This window comes from Bacillus sp. AFS037270, assembly GCF_002585305.1.
Genome location: NZ_NUNF01000039.1, coordinates 1 through 22,566 on the forward strand (window position 1 = coordinate 1; position 22,566 = coordinate 22,566).

At 36.8% G+C, this 22,566-nt stretch carries 19 protein-coding genes; all 19 read left to right on the forward strand.

What is annotated here, in order from left to right; genetic code table 11:
* The first annotated feature begins 244 nt into the window (after positions 1–244).
* The 19 genes from COD92_RS19285 (at position 245) to COD92_RS32915 (ending at position 22,479) form a co-directional block, all read left to right on the forward strand.
* Positions 245–1,129 carry a glycosyltransferase family 2 protein gene (locus COD92_RS19285; RefSeq protein WP_098530162.1) on the forward strand — a complete coding sequence of 295 codons (885 nt, stop codon included), beginning with the start codon at positions 245–247 and terminating at the stop codon, positions 1,127–1,129.
* Positions 1,130–1,546: 417 nt separating this feature from the next.
* Positions 1,547–1,735, forward strand: coding sequence for a hypothetical protein (locus COD92_RS19290; RefSeq protein WP_098530163.1), 189 nt, complete (start codon positions 1,547–1,549; stop codon positions 1,733–1,735).
* Positions 1,736–2,434: 699 nt separating this feature from the next.
* Entirely contained in the window at positions 2,435–2,698 is a 264-nt protein-coding gene (locus COD92_RS19295) for an ArsR/SmtB family transcription factor (protein WP_088087250.1), read from the forward strand.
* Positions 2,699–2,777: 79 nt separating this feature from the next.
* A complete protein-coding gene (locus tag COD92_RS19300; RefSeq protein WP_098996484.1) occupies positions 2,778–3,878 on the forward strand; it encodes an alkene reductase in 1,101 nt (366 codons plus the stop codon).
* Between the two features lie 106 nt (positions 3,879–3,984).
* Positions 3,985–5,175 (forward strand): MFS transporter, encoded by a 1,191-nt coding sequence (locus tag COD92_RS19305; protein ID WP_098530165.1) that lies wholly within the window; start codon positions 3,985–3,987, stop codon positions 5,173–5,175.
* Between the two features lie 48 nt (positions 5,176–5,223).
* Positions 5,224–5,376: a potassium-transporting ATPase subunit C gene (locus tag COD92_RS33410; protein WP_218014480.1), complete on the forward strand. Its 153-nt coding sequence runs from the start codon at positions 5,224–5,226 to the stop codon at positions 5,374–5,376.
* Between the two features lie 1,009 nt (positions 5,377–6,385).
* Positions 6,386–8,170 (forward strand): S9 family peptidase, encoded by a 1,785-nt coding sequence (locus COD92_RS19310; RefSeq protein WP_098996485.1) that lies wholly within the window; start codon positions 6,386–6,388, stop codon positions 8,168–8,170.
* A 1,089-nt stretch (positions 8,171–9,259) separates the two neighbouring features.
* A complete protein-coding gene (locus COD92_RS19315) occupies positions 9,260–10,444 on the forward strand; it encodes an acyl-CoA dehydrogenase family protein (RefSeq protein ID WP_098530167.1) in 1,185 nt (394 codons plus the stop codon).
* Complete coding sequence (locus tag COD92_RS19320) at positions 10,431–11,303, forward strand: transporter substrate-binding domain-containing protein (protein ID WP_098530168.1); 873 nt, start codon at positions 10,431–10,433, stop codon at positions 11,301–11,303. Before COD92_RS19315 ends, COD92_RS19320 begins: the two co-directional genes overlap by 14 nt.
* 21 nt (positions 11,304–11,324) lie before the next feature.
* Positions 11,325–12,032, forward strand: a complete 708-nt coding sequence (locus COD92_RS19325) for an amino acid ABC transporter permease (RefSeq protein WP_098996486.1) — start codon at positions 11,325–11,327, stop codon at positions 12,030–12,032.
* An 11-nt stretch (positions 12,033–12,043) separates the two neighbouring features.
* Positions 12,044–12,757 (forward strand): amino acid ABC transporter permease, encoded by a 714-nt coding sequence (locus tag COD92_RS19330; protein WP_255286639.1) that lies wholly within the window; start codon positions 12,044–12,046, stop codon positions 12,755–12,757.
* A gap of 22 nt (positions 12,758–12,779) precedes the next feature.
* Positions 12,780–13,535 carry an amino acid ABC transporter ATP-binding protein gene (locus tag COD92_RS19335; protein ID WP_098530170.1) on the forward strand — a complete coding sequence of 252 codons (756 nt, stop codon included), beginning with the start codon at positions 12,780–12,782 and terminating at the stop codon, positions 13,533–13,535.
* Between the two features lie 716 nt (positions 13,536–14,251).
* Complete coding sequence (locus COD92_RS19340) at positions 14,252–15,883, forward strand: amidohydrolase (RefSeq protein WP_098530171.1); 1,632 nt, start codon at positions 14,252–14,254, stop codon at positions 15,881–15,883.
* A gap of 28 nt (positions 15,884–15,911) precedes the next feature.
* Positions 15,912–17,192, forward strand: coding sequence for an MFS transporter (locus COD92_RS19345; RefSeq protein ID WP_098530172.1), 1,281 nt, complete (start codon positions 15,912–15,914; stop codon positions 17,190–17,192).
* On the forward strand, positions 17,189–18,382 hold the full coding sequence (locus COD92_RS19350; RefSeq protein WP_098530173.1) for a M20 metallopeptidase family protein: 1,194 nt from the start codon (positions 17,189–17,191) through the stop codon (positions 18,380–18,382). Before COD92_RS19345 ends, COD92_RS19350 begins: the two co-directional genes overlap by 4 nt.
* Before the next feature lie 217 nt (positions 18,383–18,599).
* On the forward strand, positions 18,600–19,970 hold the full coding sequence (locus tag COD92_RS19355; RefSeq protein WP_098530174.1) for a sigma-54 interaction domain-containing protein: 1,371 nt from the start codon (positions 18,600–18,602) through the stop codon (positions 19,968–19,970).
* A 337-nt stretch (positions 19,971–20,307) separates the two neighbouring features.
* A complete protein-coding gene (locus tag COD92_RS19360) occupies positions 20,308–20,604 on the forward strand; it encodes a nucleotide pyrophosphohydrolase (protein ID WP_098530175.1) in 297 nt (98 codons plus the stop codon).
* Positions 20,605–20,618: 14 nt separating this feature from the next.
* Positions 20,619–21,770, forward strand: coding sequence for a DNA/RNA helicase domain-containing protein (locus COD92_RS32910; protein WP_255295286.1), 1,152 nt, complete (start codon positions 20,619–20,621; stop codon positions 21,768–21,770).
* Positions 21,771–21,798: 28 nt separating this feature from the next.
* Positions 21,799–22,479, forward strand: coding sequence for a DNA/RNA helicase domain-containing protein (locus tag COD92_RS32915; protein ID WP_255286644.1), 681 nt, complete (start codon positions 21,799–21,801; stop codon positions 22,477–22,479).
* The last annotated feature ends 87 nt before the right edge of the window (positions 22,480–22,566 follow it).

Below are 22,566 nucleotides of genomic sequence, written 5' to 3' on the forward strand. Positions count from 1 at the left end.
CGACAGCGCCACCGACGACAACGCCGCCGAAGCCAAAACCGGAGCCAAAACCGAAGCCAGAACCGATAGAAGCACCCAAGCGGAATAAGAAGAAAAAATAAGAGGAAGAAAAAACGGATGCAAGAATGGCAAAAACCAACAGGACTAAAGTTTCAAAAATGAACATCAACCAGCAATTGGCCTCCTAATTAAATTTAGTTTCACTGATTTAGGTCGTTAATTCTTAAAAAGGAGTTATTCGGAAATGAATACTCAGTCAAACACTGTTTCGGTTATAATTCCTGTTAAAAATGAGGGAAACCATGTACAAAATACCTTAGAATCTCTAATGGAAGCAAAAACAGATTATTCATACGAGATTATAATTGTTGATGACGGATCTACAGATGGTTGTTGTAATTTCATCTCTTCCTTAAAAAGTAAACGGCCCATAATATTATTTAGAGGAGAAAACTTAGGGGTTGCCAATGCCAGGAATTACGGAGCAGATCGTGCAAATGGAGATTTTCTAATATTCTGTGATGCGCATCTTTTCTTTGAGGATTTCTGGATGGATCGACTGCTCGAGTTGATCGAACAGGGAAAAGCAGCAGCAGTTGGCCCCGGTATAGCAGATGCATCAAATCCGGACAATGTGGGATATGGATATACTTGGAATGAAGAATTAGAACCAAAGTGGAATATTTATAAAAACAAAATATTTCAATCGCCGCTTCTAGCTGGAGGATGTATGGCGATTACAAAGGAAGCATTTGAGGATATTGGTGGTTTTGAACGGAATTTTAAAATCTGGGGTGTAGATGATGAGGAGATTTCTCTCAAACTATGGCTATTTGGATATACTTGTTTGGTGAGACCTGATGTAAAAATACTTCATGTTTTTCGGCCAGAAGCTCCTCCCTTCCATTTTAGCTGGGACGATTTAAATTTTAATCGGCTTCGGATGGTGTATAGTCATTTCAATGAATCTAGAATAAAAAAATTAAAAAAGATGATAAAACACTCAGACCCGGATACCATTGAAACGATGGTGAAAAATAGTAATATTTCGGCCCAAAGAAGCTCCTATATTGCACGACGAAAATATAATGATGACTGGTTTATGGAAAAATTTAAAATACCATTTTAATCAGTGAAGGACGTCCAATCTTCAAAACCGCTTGTGACCTGCGTGCAAGGTCTAGTGGGTTCGATTCCCACGCAGTCCCGCCAAAACTACAAAAATCTGATATTCAGCCGCACGGTGAATTTTTTACTAGTGCGGTTTTTTTAATTTTTTCGGTAGATCGAGGAAAAATGGCCACTACGGAGATGTTGGTGTTGCTGTTCTACCAGATTTCGATGCAAAAGAAAACAAGAAACTAAAGACGTTATATAATATATCTTAACAGCTTGATTTTATAAAACTTTATGGTTCTCTTTAACAAGAAATTCAAAGGTACTATATTCATATTTGAATCATCTTCTATTCATCAGTATTTCCCCTGTGGTTTCAGGAAGCACTAGGTAAAAAACTTTTACCTTTTTTTATTGGAGGATGGAATAGATGAGAAAAAAAACTGACTTAGTTTTAGATATTGCAGGAATGATTGCAACTATTTTTCACCGATATTTTGAGAGGATTTATCTTCAAAATTTGAAGTCTCATATGATGAGCTTATTAAGTTTAGAAAGGAAGTCCGTGAAGAATTATGGAAGGGGAAAATTAAAGATGAAGAATTTTGGGCTAAGTTGATAGAAAGGTTCCCAACAATGGTTAGTGAATATGCCGCAACCAAATTATTATCTGTGATTAAACCTTTGCCTGCTCTTGAAGAAATCCCGTTATGGAGTAAGTATGCTAATATTCATTTGTTAAGTAATCATCGCATAAAATGGGTGAACATATAATTAGACCTGTTGAAGACTACATAAAAAGTATAATCCTCTTTACCAAGAAGTGCTGGATGTATTTCTGCTCCTCTTCAGTAGTTCTTACTACTGGACTTCCGCTTGGCTCAGTAGGGTCACCTTTTAAATCCTAATTGTCAGATAGTCATCTTCGAAATTAGAGAAGTCTTCTTTTAGCCATTTATCTAAGATTTTCTAATACGGTTCGGAAGCTTTTAAATCAACTGCCTTGTTTTTCAAATATTGAAGGTTCGCTCGATCAAACTGAATTCTTTTGATACTATCAGTAGTATTTGGGAGATGGTAATTTTCTTCTCCTTTGAACTCAGTGTAAAGAAACACTTTTTTCTTGGGATAAAGTATCACAAACACATACTGTTTATGGTGTTTTTTTGGTTGGGACCATATGGATATTTTGTTTTAAATTAAGAAAACAGCCTTTGAATTAAAAAATGAAAAGCACTCTCTTGACAGAGCATCTCTGATAAAATACAATATTTCTAGAAATACTGAAATAACCATTGCTGAAAGGAGGTTTTTAGCGGTGAGTGATGATATTGCAGTAAAAGTCTATAAGGCACTAGGTGAATCGACTCGTTTACAAATCGTAAAATTACTTGCTCAACAATCAGAGTTAGCTTGCCTGGAAATGGCAAATCAATTAAAAGTCCCTGCCAATTCAACATTGACACATCATTTAAAACCACTACTTGATTGCGGATTATTAGCAGTTCGCAGAGAGGGAACCTTCAGATATTACAGTTTACAACGAGAAGTCCTTGAACAATACGCTCCCGCTTTGCTTTAATGTTAAAGCGGAATAATTTTAATTTTAATTTCAGTATTTATAGAAATACCGAATAATTGAAATGAACGGGGGAAAATGTATGGGTCAAATTAACAAAGAAACAAATTCTTGGGGAAATTTAAAAAATGGTTTAGAAAGTAAATTGTTTGAACCGATAAAAATCGGAGCTTGGAATTTACGCTCTCGTATCGCAATGGCACCGTTAACAAGATCCTTTGCAGATGATCAGACGGGCGTAGTAGGAGAGGATATTGTTGAATATTACCGAAAACGTGCTGCCGATGGAGTTGGTTTAATCATTTCAGAAGGAACCGTCATTAGTCCTCGTGGAAAAGGCTATCCTGGAATTCCAGGCATTTATTCAGACGAACAAATAAAGGGATGGAAAAAAGTAACTGATGCTGTGCATAAAGAGGGAGGAACAATGATCGCTCAAATATGGCATGTTGGTCGTTTATCTCATCACGAGCTTGCTGGAAATCTGCCTCCTCAAGCACCATCAGCTATTTCAGCTGAAGGCCTTGTCTCTCGTTTCCGTAAGCCATATGATGTTCCTGAAGAAATGACAATTAAAGATATTAATGAAGTAATCAATCAATATGCGCAAGCTGCGAAAAATGCAATAGCAGCCGGTTTTGATGGTGTGGAAATTCACGGTGCCCACGGATACTTAATTGACCAATTTAATTCAGATATAACAAATCATCGTACAGACGAATATGGTGGTGACCTTGCTCAAAGATTAACGTTCATGAAGGAAGTAATTAAAGCAGTTATCGACGCAATCGGTACAGAACGAACAATGATCCGATTCTCTGCTCATAAAGCAGATATACCAAATTACATGTGGGAAGATCCAGAAATGGCTATTCGTACATTTGTTGAGGCATTTAAGGAAGCGGGTGCAACAATGATTCACCCATCGATTATGCAATTTGATCGAGTGCTTGCAAATGGAAAAACGATGCATCAATTAGTCCGAAAATACTGGGATGGTGTCATTATTGGGGTAGGTACATTAAATCCAGAATTGGCGAATCAGGCGATTGAAGAAGGAATAATTGATGTCGCTGCTTTCGGACGTCCATTAATTTCTAATCCTGATTTTATTCATCGTTTAAAAAGTGGTGAAGAATTGGAAGAATACGATGTTAAGAAGCATCTTAATACATTAATTTAAAGCACTAGAATAGGAAGAAGCTTATATAGCTTCTTTCATTTTGTATGATATTTCAGTGTTTATGGAAATATAGAAATTAATAGTGATATTGAGGAGAAAATTTCACATGTCAAATACAGCAAAGATTTATATTTTAGCATTGATAAGTTTTTTAGTTGGTACTTCACAGTACATCATCTCAGGTATTTTAGATAAAATGGCAGATGCCCTAGGAGTGTCAATTGGAGCGGCTGGTCAATTAATTACAGTCTTTTCATTAGCCTATGCAATCGGTACACCTATATTAATGGTATTAACGGCTAAAATGGAAAGACGTAAATTACTGATCTATACGTTATTTGTTTTTATTATAGGAAATCTACTTTCAGTAATTGTTCCAGGGTATGGATTATTTATGATTGCTCGCATTATTATGGCTTTAAGTACAGGTGTAGCGGTCGTTACAGTTTTAAGTATCGCAGCAAAGATTACACCTGCTAATAAAAAGGCAAGTTCAATTGCAACAGTTGTCATGGGATTTACCGCATCATTAATCATTGGTGTTCCTATTGGACGTTTTATAACATCTACGTATGGCTGGAAATTTGTATTTATCGGTATCGCATTATTAGTTTTACTTGTCATTTTTATTGTTTTAAATACCATACCAAAAATGAATGGTGATGCTTCAATTCCTTTAACGAGACAAATTGCTATGTTCAAAAAACCAAAAATTGCTTTAGCATTATCAATCACCTTCTTTTTAATGACAGGGTACGGGATTATTTTTACTTATTTATCTCCATACCTTGTAAATACTGTAGGTATGAGTGATCATCTTTTAAGCATTACTTTACTTGTTCTTGGAGTTGCAAGCTTATTTGGTTCTAAACTAGGTGGCTTAAGTGCAGATAAAAGAGGCGTAATTTTTACATTAAAAAGAGGGTTACTTGTAAACGGAACATCTTTAGTTGTGCTTTCATTCATATCACATTCAATTATTGCAGTATTTATTATATTGATAGTCTGGTCATTTGCAGGATGGTCATCAGGTGCAACTCAGCAATATAATTTAGCAACGATATCTCCTGAATCCTCAGATGTGTTGCTAGGTTTGAACCAATCGATGATGCAATTAGGTTTTGCAGTTGGTGCAGGTTTAGGTGGAGTAATTGTGGGGCAAATATCATTATCTTCAATTACATGGTTCAGTGCGTTAAGTGTTGTGTTTGCAAGTATTACAACATTTGGATTATCACGTTTCTTAAATAATAAAAAGATAGTCAACCAAGGTTTGCTGGCACAAAAGCGAGCTTGATCAAATTGGGAGTCTGAAATCGTTATCTTTGCATTTTGTTTACACAATTTGGCTAGTCAATCGACTAAAGGTTCAGAGCTTTTGGCTCAAGAGTTTAAGGGTCCGCAATGGTTCCATCCAAGAGCATCCGCGGCAAAATATGACCCAAAAGCATCTGCTGCACGAATGCTGCCGTTGTATCAAAAGAATACATTCAAATAGAGAAAGACATTGTGAATCAATTAAAATAGGAAAATGGAAATTTAGGTGACACGATTCCACCAGATCTAGTGACAACTTCCGGTTTCTTCGTCTTTCCAGTATGTAAAAGGACGTTCCATGCCTGAGTGCGGAACGTCCTTTTTTGTGTGTCACAAAACAGTCGTTGGTGTGAGCGAGTGAGCACACAACATGGAGAAAAAATAACCCTTAAGAACAATTCTTAAGGGCATCAAAAAATATATAAAAGGGGGTCAGTGAAAAAGTATTTCACTTCATGTTTATTATCTTAAATTATCAACCTTAACTAATTCTTAATTTTTATGGAGGATTAAGGAATTATTATGAGTGAAAAAAGATAGAGCTTCTATTATTTTAAAGAAGGACAAAAGCAAGATGAGAATCAAAAAAAAGCAATGAATAATTGTTTAAACTGGAAGTTTGGGCAAAAATGGTGCCATGCTTGGTGCCCAAATATTTAAAATTACAAAACAAAAGAAAACACTAGAAGTCAAGGACCTTTGATTTATCAGTACTTCAAGGTCCATGAAGATACTATAAAAACAGGTGCCAGCAAACTTCAAAACTGCTTGAGACCTGCTTGCCAGGTTGGTAAAAGTCGTTAGCCAACAACTGAAAAAATTATCTTTAGTCCAATCCTGGTAAATTTGGATTATAAACAATTTACTAAAGCTTTTAATGAGCTGCTCGAATTGAAGGGCAGCTTTTTTTTGCATCTTTGGTTAGACATGAGTATATTTGTCTATCGTGAAACCAATTGTCGAATGTCATATTCGCTGATACAACTTTTGCACCAATTCTTACTCCAATAAGTAAACCGGCAGTAATTCAGTGGAATAAATGAGTATCAAGTATGGGCTAATATAGCATAATTCCACTTCGATTAAATAAAATGGATTGGAGAGTTTTATCCCGTTTTATTTCATTTGATCTTTCAATGGCTCTCAATTGTAAAGATCTTTTTTGATTTAATACAAGAAAGGGAGATTTTATGGATGTCTTAAGTTTAGACCCTTATTTACATGTTCGTACTGCGAAAAATCCAGTATACGCTCCTGTTGGTAACAAGTTACGCTTTATTGCTGATTATACTGGTGTACCTCAAGTATGGGAGCTCGATCGAGGTGAAGCCTGGCCTGCCCAAGTCTCTTTTACACAGGATAGAATAACCCTTATTAAGTATGTAAACGGTACATCTAATTTAATTATTGGGATGGATATTAAGGGAAATGAAAATGAGCAATTATACTTACTAAAGAAAGATAATAAACTAATAGATCTGACAAACTCACCAGAACATATTCATCATTATGGAGGAAGCTCTCCTGATGGAAAATGGATTGCCTGGTCTAGTAATCGCCGGCAACCAGCCTATTTTGATATATACATTCAAAATCTGGAAACACTAGAAATCCTTCTTGTTTATTCGGATAATGGGCTATTTTCATCCCTTAAATGGGCTCCAAAAGGAAATTCTCTATTAATTGAGAAAACAAATACACCTCTTGATAATGATTTAGGTATACTTGACCTTTCAACTGGAAGGGTGAACTGGATAACAAAACATTCAGGGGAAGCAAGCTTTAAAAATGTTCATTTTAATAAGGATGGAACTCATCTCTATTTATTATCCAATAAAGATAGAGAATTCTTTGGGCTTGCATTTATTAACTTAAAAACAAAACATTTCGATTGGATGGAGCATGGAGAGTGGGATTTCGAAAATCTAGAAATGAGTAATGATAAAGATAAGCTTGCCTTTACGATAAATGAAGGGGGAATTTCCAAAGGGATTATTTTAGACTTAAACACAAGCTATCTTTATACATGGAAAACACCACTTGGTGTCATATCAAAAATGAAATTTTCCCCTGATAATCAAAAACTGGCATATCAATTTAATGGACCAGCATATCCACCTGATATATGGGAACTTGATCTCAAAACAATACAAGCTGAGAGGCTTACATATGTTTCCCGATCACCAGCTCTGAGGGATAAATTGATTGAACCTGAAATCATAACCTTCCGCTCCTTTGACAACCTTCAGATTCCAGCATTTTACTACAAACCGAAAAACATCACTAAAAAACTGCCTGTTGTCCTTTATATTCACGGGGGTCCTGAGAGCCAAAGCCGTGCTGTTTACAACTCGATCCAGCAATATTTATTAAATCTTGGTTATGCTGTTTGTGCACCAAACGTTCGGGGTAGTACGGGCTACGGAAAAACGTACACCCATCTTGATGATGCCCAAAAAAGATTAGATGCTGTAACGGATCTGATTTATTTAGTTGAATGGCTAAAGACAAATAGGAGCATAGATTTTGAAAGGATTGCCATAATGGGCGGCAGCTATGGTGGGTTTATGGTTCTTGCTGCCATTAGCCATTTTCCTAAGTATTGGTCTGCCGCCATTGATATTGTGGGAATGTCAAGTCTTAGAACTTTCCTTGAAACAACAAGCCCCTGGCGTAAGAAGCAAAGGGAGACTGAATATGGAACAATAGAAAGAGACGGAAAATTTTTTGATAGAATTGATCCATTGAATCATACAGATAGAATCACTTCCCCGCTAATGGTTCTCCATGGGGAAAATGATCCCCGTGTCCCGATAACAGAATCCGAGCAAATGGTAAATAAATTAAAGGAACGAAATCATCAAGTTGAATTTATTCGGTTTGAAGATGAAGGCCATAAATTCGAAAAACTTAAAAATAAAAGTACTGCCTATAAAGAAATGATACAATTTCTCAATCGGCATATTGGTAAGTGATTTCTAAATGATGTCCTTTTATATCAGAAAGGAAATAAAAAGAATAGGAACTTCACAATGTGAGGTCCTATTTTCCAGATGATGGTTTTCTGTTAGAAATATTAAAGCACAGTTCGTATAATATTATGGGACTGCTCAAGTAGAGTTACCCACGTCACTAGTAAAAGTTGTTCAATAATGTTTAGGATATTCGTCTGACAAGTAAACAGTGGCAAAAAGGATACTTCTTGAGTCTTGAAAATGGTAGTTGGTTGTCTGGAATCTGAAGAAGGACCCAATCTAATCAATCGATTAATATCTTAAGTTGCCTTAGCTCGATACTCACATAGGCTAAGGCAGCCTAAGTTAAAGCCTAATGAATTTTACATAAAGTACTGGGCACTATGCATGATAAATCACAAAAAACTAATGCACATATTTTTAGCCATATATTACCTTCCGGGAGAAATTTGATAGGGAAGAAGTAAGAACAATGGAAAACATCCAATTTATAACATCAAGGAAAAACGAATGCAAAGATGGAGAAAATGGATAAATGATAATGTAATTCAATGTATCCGATCCAACAAAAAGTTTATTTTCAGTAATTACTCCTAAAAAGAATAGGTGAAAAATCCTCTGCATTGCATGTTCTATTAATAGTTTTTCAGTATAGGAAGTATTAGTATATATTTTGTTTGAATTTTGGAAGAGCCAAGATTGCTTATCGAACTTAATGTTAAATAAGTTCAAGCAAATTCTTAAATTGGCGGATTTGACAAAGGTACAAGTGATTTCTTTTGAGAAATACTAGTGATTCTTCCGAATATAGTTCATTAAAGCCTGTCAATTTAGCGCTGGTGAACACAAACTAGGACTCTCCAAAACTTTCAATCAGTTAAAAGCAGTATGTAAATTAGTTAATGGAAATTCAAATTTAAATTCCTAGTTGACACATTGGATTAATTTGTTTATTATAATGTAATAGATACATAATATTCCAAAAATGTATATAAAACGTATGAGCTTAGCTTATCAGTCAACTGAAGGCTGCTTCCATTCTAAATGGGAGCAGTCTTTTTTATTTAGTGTTAGAAGGGAGCAAAGAGCATGCAGGACTTATTTGTAAAAAATAGCAAACAGCGTAAGTGGCTTGAACGGCTGTACCCATTAGAAGCGGACTTTAAAGCACAAGCCTCGCAAATCGACAAGGAGGGCAGCTTCCCTAGGGAGAATATCCAGGCGTTAAGAAAAATCGGTTATACCAAATTGACCTTACCAGAGGAATTTGGCGGGGCAGGATTTTCTCTATATGATACCATTCTCTTACAAGAAAAACTGGGAAGCTATGATGGCAGCACCGCGTTATCGATTGGATGGACATTAATGACCGTTGGGGAATTATTTGAAAATCGGTATTGGAATCCAGAAAAGTTAGCCTTTTTTGCTGAAGAAGTGAACGATGGGGCCATCATTAACCGAGCAGTAAGCGAAATGGCTACAGGCAGCCCCATTCGCGGGGGCCGGCCCGAAACAAGTGCTAAGCGTGTGGCTGGCAAATGGGTGATTAATGGGCGGAAGAGCTATACAACCTGCTCACCGGAACTGGATTATTTTTTAACTTCTGCTTGGATAGAAGAAAAAGGAACGGTAGGATTTTTGCTGATTCCAAAAGAAGCGGAAGGACTAACCATCGAGGAAAATTGGAATGTGATCGCGATGCGTGGTACCGGCAGCCATGATCTTGTATTAGAAAACGTGATAGTGGATGAGTCGGACTTAGTCGAAATTCCCAGTTATCATACGGGGTTTAAACTGAATGGCTGGGGTCTGCTGATTCCTGCCACCTATTTAGGGATCGCGCAGGCGGCCAGGGACTATGCACTCGAATTTGCCAATACCCATTCACCCAATAGTATTAAGGGTCCAATCGCTCAGCTGCCGAACGTGCAGGCGTTATTAGGCGAGATGGACTTGGAATTATACAAAGCAAGATTTGCCCTATATGGTACGGCAGACGCTTACATTGATGAGGATCGTCAATCGGATATCACAAATGAAGCACTTGTAGCCAAACATATTGTGACCAACTCCGCGATTAGGGTGGTCGACAAAGCTATGCGATTAGTCGGAGCAAAAAGCTTACAGCTGACCAATCCACTGCAGCGTTATTACCGAGATGTTCGGGCAGGCCTGCATAATCCGCCAATGGATGATCTAACCATTTTAAAATTAGCTCAAACAGCTATTCAACAATATGAATCTAAGGGAGGAAAAGACAATGAAAATGAATAAGTTTTTTAAAATCGCCGCTACAGGAATCGCTTTAGTAACCCTCATCGCAGGCTGCGGCTCAACGGCAACAACTGGGGCAAAATCGGATGCGGGAGCTGTTAAGAAAGAAGTCAGAAAAGTAAAAGTAGCGTTTGATCAAGGTGGTAAACCAATCGGATACCTAGATGAAAAGGGCAACCCAACGGGATATGAAATTGAAGTCATGAAATTAGTGGATAAGGCATTGCCAGAATATGAATTCGAATATGTGCCAACATCCAGTGAAGACTTATTGGTAGGGGTGCAGCAAGGCAAATATCAAGTAGGGGTAAAAAATGCCTGGTTCACAGAGGAAAGAACGAAGAGTTATATCTTTCCGAAAGAATTCCTCGGACTCAGCGGCGTTGGCATTTTGTTAAAAAAGAAAAACGAAAATATAAAAGACTTATCAGACTTTGCTAAAGCTAAGCTTTCGTTAGCACCTATTGCGGCAAGTAATGCTCAATATACCATTGTGGATGAGTATAACCAAGCCAATCCAGACAATAAAGTTAAACTGGAAGCCGGAGATGCATTCTCAGTGGATGTCGTTCAATGGGTAAATGAAGGACGTGTAGATGGAGGCATTTATTTGGGAGCAACGTATGAAAAGCAAGTTCTTGCAAAGGACGGTCCTTATCATAATTTAGCAAATGACCTTGTTTTTAATGAGTTTGCAGTTGTCAAAACGTGGCCATTATTCAACAAAAAAGAACAAGAATTTGCAGATGCCTATGATCAAGCCATCAAGAAAATAAAAGGGGAAAAGAAGACAAACAAACTGATGGTTAAGTTCTATAATACTGATTTATTTAAACTATTGGATACTGTAAAAAGGTAACCATCTAAATAGAGGTGGAATATGCAAACGTATTTTGATAGTACTTACATTTGGGGAGCATTGCCACAACTTCTTTCGTTTTTACACGTAACCTTTATAGTTGCAGGTCTATCGGTTTTGTTCGGTACGATTCTAGGATTTATCTTAGCCGTAATGAAACTCGGAACGAGTACGGCTGCCAGAAAAATTGCCAATGGGTTTACCACCATATTAAGGTGTACCCCTTCTATTGTTCTTTTATTTTTAGTGTATTACGGGCTTCCGGCAATAGCCAGTAACTTTGGTACAGAACTGAATCATCTTCACACTTCGATTTATGTTGTGATTACCTTTTCGCTGCAATTTGGGGCCTTCATGTCTGAGGTGATGAGAACGGCCTATGAAGCGATCGACCGGGGACAATATGAGGCAGCGGTTAGTGTCGGGCTTAGTCCTGCCCAGGCATTTCGGAGAATTGTGTTGCCGCAAGCATTTGTTGTCGCATTGCCCAATTTCGGCAACAGCCTCCTTGAATTAATGAAAGAAGGATCATTAGCGTATACTATTGGTTTGGTTGATATTATGGGGAAAGCAAGCCTTATTATTTCAAATAACTATAATTCTCATTCCTTAGAAATTTATCTTGCCTTATCTCTTATATACTGGGTTTTATCCATTTTGATTGAACAGTTCTTTTCAAAGTTAGAAAAGATTTTTAGTAAAGGTAAACTGGTTATAAAAACGACATAGGGGGTGACAGCATGTCGGTCGGATTGGATGTTTCATTTTTAGTAAAAACCTTTTTTGTTGCATTATCTGGAGTGCCTATAGCCTTACTCATTACGATTGTCTCCTTACTCATTGCTCTGCCTTCAGGATTTTTGCTCGCCTTATCACGGATTAATCGAATTCCAGTGATAAGCCAGTTGGCACGAGTCTATGTTTCGTTTGTGAGAGGGACTCCTGTCATTGTTCAAATTTTTATTATTTTTACAAGTGTTCCGTTACTATTGGCTCCCATATTCGAGAAGTATCATGTTAAAACGAGTATCTACGATATCAATCCGATTTGGTACGCATTTATTGTTTTCTCGTTGAATACAACGGCTATTTTAATAGAAGTATTTCGTTCTGCTATTAGCACGGTCAGTAAGGGGCAGCTGGAAGCAGCTTATTCCGTTGGGTTGAACAATGTGCAAGCGTTTAGAAGAATACTCATTCCACAAATATTAGTGGTGGCATTGCCCAATATTTGTACAGCAACGGTCAATCTTATTAAAGCTACCTCTTTGGGTTATGCTTTGTCATTGAGAGAGATTACGTTAAAAGCTCAAGTGGCGGCCAATGTTGGCTACAATTTTATTGAAGCGTACATCGATATCTTTCTTGTCTATCTCATTTTATGCAGCTTAGTGGAAACCTTATTTAAGCTGTATGAAAAACGGTTAAGGAAGTATAAAGCAGCCGCTGCCTAAGATCATGATTGGAGGCAAAGTCATGTTAGAGATTAAAAATATCCACAAGTCCTTTGGTAAGAATGAGATTTTAAAAGGAGTAGATTTACAGATTGATAGGGGTGATGTGGTTGTCATTCTTGGCCCGAGTGGCTCTGGTAAGACCACATTGCTTCGGTGCATTAACTTTCTTGAACGAGCCGATCAGGGGCAAGCCATTTTTGGTGATATTCATGTAAACCTTAAATCAGCAACCAAAAAACAAATACATCAAATCAGGCAAAAGATTGCTTTTGTGTTTCAGAATTATAATCTGTTTACGAATAAAACAATATTAGAGAATGTGACAGAAGGTCTTATCATTGGAAGAAAGGTTCCGAAAGCAGATGCCAATGAGTTGGGGCAACAGGCCTTGGCGAAGGTCGGATTGGCAGATAAATTGAATGCCTACCCTAGTGAACTGTCTGGCGGTCAGCAGCAGCGGGTTGGCATTGCAAGAGCGATTGCGTTAAATCCAGATATTATTTTATTTGATGAACCAACGTCTGCACTGGATCCAGAATTAGTCGGCGAAGTCTTAACCGTCATGAAAAATATTGCAAAAGAAGGAACAACCATGTTAGTGGTGACCCATGAAATGTCTTTTGCAAAGGATGTAGCCAACCGAGTCATCTTTATGGATGGCGGTGTGATTGTAGAAGAGAATTCTCCAATGGAAATTTTCTCAAGACCAAAAGAAGAAAGAACGCAGCATTTCTTAAGACGGGTCATACCTGAGGATTTTATTTATAATATTTAATGAATGAGAAACCTCTAGAAATGGAGGTTTTTCTTCATTGCTCCCATCACAATGTCTTGTAACTAACACTTTAATCTGATTTGGTATAAAAAGATTAAAGTTTAATGATTTAGTTATAATTATATTTATTGGTTAAAATTAACTTTCATGTAAACGTGGATTAGAAAAAACAAATTAGACGAATGGGTCTGGTATCTAGGTTTAGCATTATAAGGTTCATTGTCAAAATACAAGAAATGTCGTTTATCTGAATTTTTTTATCACTAATTATTCTATGCATCATTCTTAAGCACGAAATAGTGTTCAATGAAAAATAAAAACATTGTATCTTTAAATTTGTTCCACTTTAACAATGACTATAAAAAATGGTCACACCTTTGGTAACAACTTGGTCACAGATTAGATGATTTTATAATTAATTAGATGGTTCGAATTTTGTAAAAATATTTTTACAAAAAATAAAAAATATTTTACAGAGTCTCAAAATTTTTTGGTATATTCGTTGTCTTATTTACTAAATCTTCAGGAATTAAGTGATTAATTTTGCCGAGAATAAAAGATTTTAAGGTTGAAAGAAGAACATTCACAAAATCTACAAATAAAGTTTAAAAAATTGGCACAATTATTGCAATATCTAAAGGCGAGGAAGCAAATGATGAATTCATCCTTCCGATGTAAGCGATTTCAGTATTAACAAAATGAGAGGAGAAGAAAGCATGAGCCAAAGCAGCAATGAATTAACATTTATTAATGGGAAAATTTTTACATCCAATCCAGAACAGCCTTATGCCAGTGCCATGGTCGTCCGAAATGGCAGGATTGCCTGGATCGGTGAAGAAGAAGATTTGAAAAAAATAGAAGGAAAGTGTGTCGACCTTAATGGTAAAAGAGTTCTTCCCGGATTGATTGACGCCCATTTACATCCGTTATATTTGGCTGGAGCTGCCAAGCAAATAGCTTGTACCCAGCCTCTAATTCATTCCATATCAGATTTACAAGAACAAATTCGTTTGGTGCTTGCATTACAATGTCAAGATTCCTGGATTCAAGGCTGGGGCTATGATGAAGGTAAATTATTAGAAGGAAGAGCCCCAACGCGCTGGGATTTGGATCAGGCAGCACCCGATGTTCCGGTAGTCATTACTCGAACTTGCGCCCATATCATATCAGTCAACAGTAAAGCATTGGAATTGGCAGGGATAACGAAGGATACTCCCGACCCGCAGGGTGGCAAAATTGACCGTGATGAAAACGGTGAGCCAACAGGTATTTTACGTGAGAATGCCAAAGATCTTGTTAATCAAGTCATGCCTGAAACGACATTGGAAGATGATGCGGCATTACTTGCAGAACTCAGCCCTGTTTTACTTTCACACGGGATTACAGCCATTACGGAATTAATGGGGCGGACAAAGCCAAATGGTTACTTAGAAATGTATCAATTGGCTACTGAAAAAGGACTAAAGCAGCGTTCCGTTCTTTATTATATTTGGGAAGATTTAAAAGAACATCCTGTCATTGAACAGCAAAAAATGGTAAGAGAAAATCAAATACACATTGGCGGAATTAAATTGTTTTCCGACGGAAGTGTCTCCGGGCAAACAGCCTGGGTCAACCCGCCATTTTTAGGGGAGGAAGAAAATTATGGCATCCAAATGACAACCAGGGAAGAATTATTGGCTGCCGCAGAAGCAGCAAAAAAACATAACATCCAGCTTGTGATCCATGCCATGGGTGAACAGGCAATCGATTTGATTGTTGATACCTTCTATGGGCAAAAAGGCTGGCTGACAGACGCACCATCGATCAGAATTGAGCATGCGGCCATGCCGACACCTGGTACACTGAAGCGGGCAGCAGAAACGGGAATTGCATTTGTTTCGCAACCCATCTTCCTGTTTGCAGAAATTGAAACCTATCTTCGTAATTTAGGTGCGGAACGAACTAAGCAAACCTATCCATTTAAAGCTATGTTAGAGGCTGGAATAAAAGTAGCATTTTCATCCGATGCTCCCGCCACCGCATGGGCTGACCCCGTAAATCCTTTCGTCGGAATCAAATCGGCCGTTACCCGTCTTGCCCACGACGGAACAGATACCGGAAAAACACAAAGGGTAGATGTTGAAACAGCGATTACGCTGTATACCCGAGCGGCACAGGAAATCATCCGGATCCCAAATGTTGGCCAGCTGAAACCAGGCTTCCATGCCGACTTCATTGTCTTGGATATAGATTTATTGGTCATAGATCCGGAGGAAATTGATCAGATACAAGTAGTGGAAACCTATATGGCTGGTAATTTGGTTTATAAATTAGATTCAATCGAAAAATTAGTAGTAGAATCATAAAATTTCAACTAAAAGAGGATGGGATGGTATGAAAGAAAAGGGGAAGGTTTTTTATGGTTGGTGGATTGTTGTAGCAACCTTTTTGATTATGACTTTAATTTATGCTCCGATTGCCAACTTGGTTTCATTATTTATTCTGCCTGTAACGAAAGAACTTGGATTTGGTCCACCTCAGTTTATGCTGTATTTTACCATAATGGCTTTGGCTGCCATGGCTGTAGGTCCAATAGCAGGTAAATTAATGAGAAAGATGGATGTAAGAGTATATATAACATTATTTATTTTAATTGCTTCTGCTGCATTTGTTGGTTTTTCATTTTCAACTAAACTGATTCATTTTTACCTATTTGCGATCCTAATGGGGGCAGGTATGGCAGGAGGTGCAATGATTCCTGCATCCGTTCTCATCACCAACTGGTTTAATAAAAAACGTGGTTTATGTTTAGGGATTGCTTTGTCAGGTAGTGGATTTGGGGGCGTAATCCTTAGTCCTTTAGTTAATTGGCTTATTACAGTCTACGGGTGGAGATCAGCCTATCTAGTCTTAGGAATTTTAATAGCTGCTGTATTAGTTCCGTTGGCTGTATTTGTAATAAGATTAAATCCAGCTGACAAAGGTCTATCACCGCTTAGTGAAGAAACGACTTTAATAAGTACACAAAAGAAAGAATTAACAGGTACAACTCAGGGCGAAGCATTAAAGTCCCTATCATTTTGGACTCTTTGTTTAGCGATCTTAGTTGGCGGGCTCGTTGTTAACGCAATGCTAATCAATCTTGCCCCCTATCTGGCTAGTATCGGTACAACTGCTAAAACAGCTGCATTGCTATTATCTTTAGGCTCGGGAATGGTAATTGTCGGAAAACTGTTAGTAGGTCGGTTATTTGACAAGCTGGGATTAGTCACAACATTACTTATTATATCTGCAGGAAGTCTGGTAAGTTTTCTATTTTTAATGAAAGCAAACATAATCTTACCAGCTATACTTTATACTGTTTTTTCAGGAATAGGCTCAACAGCGGTTACTGTAACACCTGCCTACATGACAGGAGCTCTTTTTGGTGAGAAGGAATTTGGAGCAAAATATGGAGTAGTAGCAATTTTTATTTCATTAGGTGCAGCCATAACGCCAATCGTGTCAGGTGCTATTTACAATATAAGCCATTCATATGGTTCACTTCTAACTGTTTTAATGGTTCTTTCTATTGTCCAATTTGGTTTATTTTTCATTGCAGCTAAAATAAAACCAAAGTTTGATTTAAATACTTTTAATGATGATAGAGCAAAAAGTGAAGGAGCATTATTATGAATAAAACCCTAGGAAAAGATTATATTTTAGCACGTGCGGAGGAAATAAAAGAGGAACTAATCAAATATCGTAGATATCTCCATCAAAATCCCGAAATCGGCTTTAATTTACCAAAAACGGTTGCCTACGTGGAAGAAATTTTAAAAAACATGGGTCTTGAACCTATAAAGGTAGGGACCTCCGGGTTAGTTGTAACTATTGGTAAGGGAAAGGGTAAAACTCTTTTGTTAAGAGGAGACATGGATGCTTTACCTCTAAAGGAAAATACAGATCTGCAATTTAAATCCACTAATGAATTTATGCATGCATGCGGTCATGATATCCATACGACATTCATGCTCGGTGCGGCAAAGTTATTAAAGGAAAAAGAAAATGAGATTAATGGAACGGTCAAGATCATGTTCCAACCAGCCGAGGAAATTGGCGCAGGTGCTAAGGATATGGTGGCGAATGGGCTATTGGAAAATCCAAAAGTAGATGCGGCACTGGCCCTGCATGTTGATCCAAGCTTAGAGGTCGGAAAATTCGGATATAAGCCGGGGATTGCAGCATCGTCATTGGATGGCTTTTTCCTAAAAGTACAGGGAAAAGGCGGGCACAGTTCTGAACCACAAAAAGCCATCGATCCATTGATGATTATTAATGCGATCTACTCGCAATTAAATAGTTTAGTTGGGAAAGTAGTAGACCCAAGAGAAATGGCCGTTCTTGTTATCGGGAAGATGGGTGGAGGAACTGTGGCAAATATTATTCCTGATTCTGCCCACCTTGATGCCACTTTACGTACATTTAATCCGAAAGTAAGGGATTATTTATTTAAAAGAGTTCCAGAGATTATTGATGCAACCGTTAAAATGTTACGCGGTACCTACAGCCTTGAAACAGTCTCAACCCCTTCTTTATTTAATAATGAAGAAATGTGTGAGCAAATGGCACCTTATGTAAAAGAAGTCATTGGAGAGAACAATTTGGAGGTCAACAAGGAGCCGTTGGCGGGCACAGAAGATTTTTCCTATATCAGCAATATTGTGCCAACGATGTTTATGTGGGCTGGTGCCAACGGTTTAGGAGAGAACAATTATCCGCTTCATAATCCGAACGTTGTATTAGACGAAGGAGTTATTCCATTGGGAGTAGCAGTCGTTGTTCAGACAGCCATAAATTGGTTAAACCAATATTCCAATAAGTAATAACTAAAAATATATTTTTTCTAAATGAATGATACCTTATTACTAAAGAAATCAAAGTGATAAGGTATCTTTTTCTATTCTTTAAAAAGGGCTGTTCTTTGAATTTAAATTTACCCTATAATAATGATAAAGTGTTTTGGTATAACTTTTCTTTAAAATACAAATTGAAATAAGGATAGTGTTCTTCCTTTAACAATAGAGGAATGGAGGTTGAATCTTGAAAATAGATATCAGAAATATCGAAAAATTAGTGGATTATGATAATATTTTAGTTGCCGATAAAGAAGGAATAATCATTTTTTTTGATTTAGCCGATTTAAATGTTCTTAGAGAAATTGGTCTTAGACCTGAGGAATTTATGGGAAAACATATAACCTCATTTTATAAAAACCTTACAAATGAAAACAGCACCATTATGAGAGTTATAAAAAGTGGAAAAGCCGAAAGTAATGTTAGACAACTGTTAGTTACAAAAAGCGGAAATCATTTCGAATCGATAAACTCCACATATCCGATTATTGACAACAATAAAGTAATTGGAGCAATTGAGTTCTCAAAACACATTTATTCCAAGGAAAATATCCAGTCTTTAGATAAAATGGCGAGCCATAAAGTTTATCGAAAAAATAATACCATTTATACAATTGAAAATATGATTACTGCCAATCCAAATATGATAGCCATTAAGAATAAGATAAAGAAAGTTGCAAAAACCAATTCTACTGTCTTAATAAATGGTAAAACAGGCACAGGAAAAGAGGTTGTTGCCCAGTCGATACACAATTTAAGTGATCGATACGGATCGCCTTTTCTTTCACTAAATTGCGGTGCGATTCCACCTAACCTGCTGGAGAGTACTTTGTTTGGTACGGTGAGAGGAAGTTTTACAGGCGCCACAGATATGCCAGGATTGTTGGAACAAGCTGAAGGTGGAACATTATTTTTGGATGAAATTAATTCTTTAGATTTTTATCTTCAGGCAAAACTGCTCAAAGCGATTGAAGAAAAAATGATAAGAAGAGTTGGTGGGAACAAAAATATTTATGTGGACATAAGGATCATTTCGGCAACAAATGAAGATCCGGAAATCCTAGTTTCTGAAAAAAGATTGCGGGAGGATCTTTTCTACAGATTGGGAGTTGTTCAAATTGATTTACCTACTTTAGCTGAAAGAGAAGAAGATATTGAAACATTGCTTGAGTATTATATTCATTTTTACAATAATCACATGAATATGTCTATTGACGGTGTAAAACCGGAAGTGTTGGATTGTTTTAAAAGGTATTCATGGCCAGGGAATATTAGAGAATTAAAGAATGCAATCGAAACAGCTTATATTAATGCTACTTCTAATCAGATTTCTATTGAGGATATACCTAAGAGAATTAGAAAATACACTGAGGTAGCAATAAGTAATCAAAAGAATACGAAGGAATGGACTTTAAAAAATGCGATTGTGGAGTTTGAGAAATCGATCATTATTAGTGAATTAAAAAATACAAATGGGAAATTAACAGAACTGGCAACACGATTAGGAATTTCCAAACAATTATTAAATTATAAATTGGAAAAATACAATTTGAGGTAAAATTTTTTTACTACTAGGTAAAAAATTTTTACCGTTTTTTATTTAGTTAAGTAATGGCAAAAAAATTATACGTTAAAGGAACACAGGGACGGTTTTCATGGCCTTTTTCGTTCATAAGTTAAAACAAAAGAACCGACAGCAGCCGTTCCACGGGCTCTGTAAAGTAAACTAATACTCGTATTAAAAGAGAGCAGATGCTCTATTTTTTGATAATATATTTAAATTGGTTAACTAGCTTTATAAACATTAATTAAGTGTTTAATTAAAACAGAAGTGTTAAAATAAGGTAATAAAAGTATAGTGGCATTATTTTAATTGAGCATAGGGAGAAATTTAAATGAAAGAGATTGAAAGAAAGATTTTATCCTTCCGGGATGAAAGAGATTGGAAAAAGTATCACAACGAAAAAGACTTGGCGATTTCTATTTCTCTTGAAGCAAGTGAGTTGCTCGAGAACTTTCAATGGAAGACCCCTGGAGAAGCACTAGCTGAATCAAGAGAGAATATTAAAGATGAAATAGCTGATATATTCATTTATCTAATCCAGTTAGCAGATAAAATGGAAATTAATCTTGAAGAAGAGGTCACAAGAAAGTTGATTAAAAATGCAGAGAAGTACCCAGTTAAGAAATAGGAGGACACGGTCAAGTGATCATTTATAATGAGACATCTTCCGCCTTTTTAAATCATATCTACGAAAATAAAATTGGCTATGTACTAAAGGAAAAAGTATTAAGTAAAATGAATAAGGTCGTTTCAAGCAGTGAATTACAGTCTTGGGAAAGATCTCTTCCTCAAATGGCAAAGGTACTGCGTGATGCTGATTTAAAAGAGGACACACACGTTTTATTAGAATATAAACTACCTTCCACTGAGAAAAGAATTGACTTTCTGATTACCGGACAGGATGACAAAGGTACAAAGAATGCGGTGATTATTGAATTAAAGCAATGGCAAAAGGCAAAAACTGCTGATGGGGACGGAATTGTTCGAACCTTCTTGGGCGGGAGAGAAAGAGAAACAGTTCATCCTGCATACCAAGCATCATCATATAAACGATACCTTCAAAATTTTAACGAGTCTTTGTATAGTGATACTTCTATAAAACTTCACTCATGCGCCTATTTACATAATTATATTATGGCTAGTATTGGTGAGCCGCTGCTCGACAAACGATATGACAAATATATTAAAGAATCTCCATTGTATTTTCAATTTAGTGATCGGGATCTAGCTAAGAATATCCGGCATTTAGTGTCAAAAGGAAATGGTAAAGAAATAGCCGATACGATTGAGAATGGCAAAATCCGTCCTTCCAAAAAATTAGTAGAGACTGTGGGATCACTAATTGCTGGTAATGAAGAATTTGTATTACTAGATGAACAGAAGGTTGCTTATGAAAAAGTAGTAAGTCTTTATAACCAATTAAAAATTCAGACGGACCAAAAGCATGTGATTATTATTAAAGGAGGTCCAGGTACTGGGAAATCGGTTATAGGATTAAATTTAATGAGCCATATGTTAAATTCAAGAGCATATGTAGAGTATATAACACCTAATCAGGCATTCAGGGAAGTGCTTCGCAAGAAGTTAATTGGTTCATCTGGTCATGTGGAAGTCAGGGATTTGTTTAAGGGTTCCGCTTCCTATGTACAAACACCTGAAAACTATTTTGATGTCCTTATTTGTGACGAGGCTCATCGGTTAAAAGAACATGGTCATATGAAGAAGAAAATTGAGGGAGAAAATCAAATTACACAAATTATTCGCTCCTCTCGTATAAGCGTGTTTTTTTATTGATGATTTTCAAAAAATCTCCAAAAAAGATATCGGTAGCGTTAAGGAGGTAGAATTGGAAGCCTCAAGGTTAGGTGCAAACGTTCACGCTGTAGAGCTTGAATCTCAATATCGATGCTCAGGTTCAGGTAATTACATTTCATGGTTAAATAGCTTATTACATAATGAAAAAGAAAATTTCTCTTTGGAAGGAGATTTTGATTTTAAAATTGTTTCAAGTCCCCAGAAGTTAAAAGAGGAAATCGTTGATAAACGCGGCGGTAGACTATTAGCTGGATACGCGTGGGAATGGACAAAAGAGCTAGTTGATGGAGAGCTTGCGAAGGATGTGGAAATCGAGGAACATAAATTTGCCTTGCCGTGGAATGATCCGAATCGACTTGACTGGGCTATTCATCCGGAATGCGCGAATCAAATTGGGTGCATTCATACCGTTCAAGGGCTTGAGATGGATTATGTTGGTGTGATTATAGGAAAAGACCTTGGTTTTGATGAGGAAACAAAGAAAATCATTGTAAGAAGAGATGAGTTTAAAGATAAAGGGGCAAGGCCTGCGAAGCCCAAAAAAGGTCAAGTTGATCCTTTAGATGAACTAGTTAGAAATACATATAAAACGTTGATGACTAGGGGGATGAAGGGGTGCTATGTTTATTGTTGTGATAAAGGATTATCAAAATATATTCAAGAATATACTTTTAATAAAATTAATTAAATGTTCCTACAATCCACGCATGTGGAAGCTGTTGCAAAATTAATATTGAAATAGATTCTAACTTTAGATTGGATGAGCTTTTATAAG

Excerpts from the sequence above, each read along its gene's own strand:
- COD92_RS19285 (WP_098530162.1), top strand. The coding sequence starts at position 245 with ATGAATACTCAGTCAAACACTGTTTCGGTTATAATTCCTGTTAAAAAT.
- COD92_RS19290 (WP_098530163.1), top strand. The coding sequence starts at position 1,547 with ATGAGAAAAAAAACTGACTTAGTTTTAGATATTGCAGGAATGATTGCA.
- COD92_RS19300 (WP_098996484.1), top strand. The coding sequence starts at position 2,778 with ATGGGTCAAATTAACAAAGAAACAAATTCTTGGGGAAATTTAAAAAAT.
- COD92_RS19305 (WP_098530165.1), top strand. The coding sequence starts at position 3,985 with ATGTCAAATACAGCAAAGATTTATATTTTAGCATTGATAAGTTTTTTA.
- COD92_RS19310 (WP_098996485.1), top strand. The coding sequence starts at position 6,386 with ATGGATGTCTTAAGTTTAGACCCTTATTTACATGTTCGTACTGCGAAA.
- COD92_RS19315 (WP_098530167.1), top strand. The coding sequence starts at position 9,260 with ATGCAGGACTTATTTGTAAAAAATAGCAAACAGCGTAAGTGGCTTGAA.
- COD92_RS19320 (WP_098530168.1), top strand. The coding sequence starts at position 10,431 with ATGAAAATGAATAAGTTTTTTAAAATCGCCGCTACAGGAATCGCTTTA.
- COD92_RS19325 (WP_098996486.1), top strand. The coding sequence starts at position 11,325 with ATGCAAACGTATTTTGATAGTACTTACATTTGGGGAGCATTGCCACAA.
- COD92_RS19330 (WP_255286639.1), top strand. The coding sequence starts at position 12,044 with ATGTCGGTCGGATTGGATGTTTCATTTTTAGTAAAAACCTTTTTTGTT.
- COD92_RS19335 (WP_098530170.1), top strand. The coding sequence starts at position 12,780 with ATGTTAGAGATTAAAAATATCCACAAGTCCTTTGGTAAGAATGAGATT.
- COD92_RS19340 (WP_098530171.1), top strand. The coding sequence starts at position 14,252 with ATGAGCCAAAGCAGCAATGAATTAACATTTATTAATGGGAAAATTTTT.
- COD92_RS19345 (WP_098530172.1), top strand. The coding sequence starts at position 15,912 with ATGAAAGAAAAGGGGAAGGTTTTTTATGGTTGGTGGATTGTTGTAGCA.
- COD92_RS19350 (WP_098530173.1), top strand. The coding sequence starts at position 17,189 with ATGAATAAAACCCTAGGAAAAGATTATATTTTAGCACGTGCGGAGGAA.
- COD92_RS19360 (WP_098530175.1), top strand. The coding sequence starts at position 20,308 with ATGAAAGAGATTGAAAGAAAGATTTTATCCTTCCGGGATGAAAGAGAT.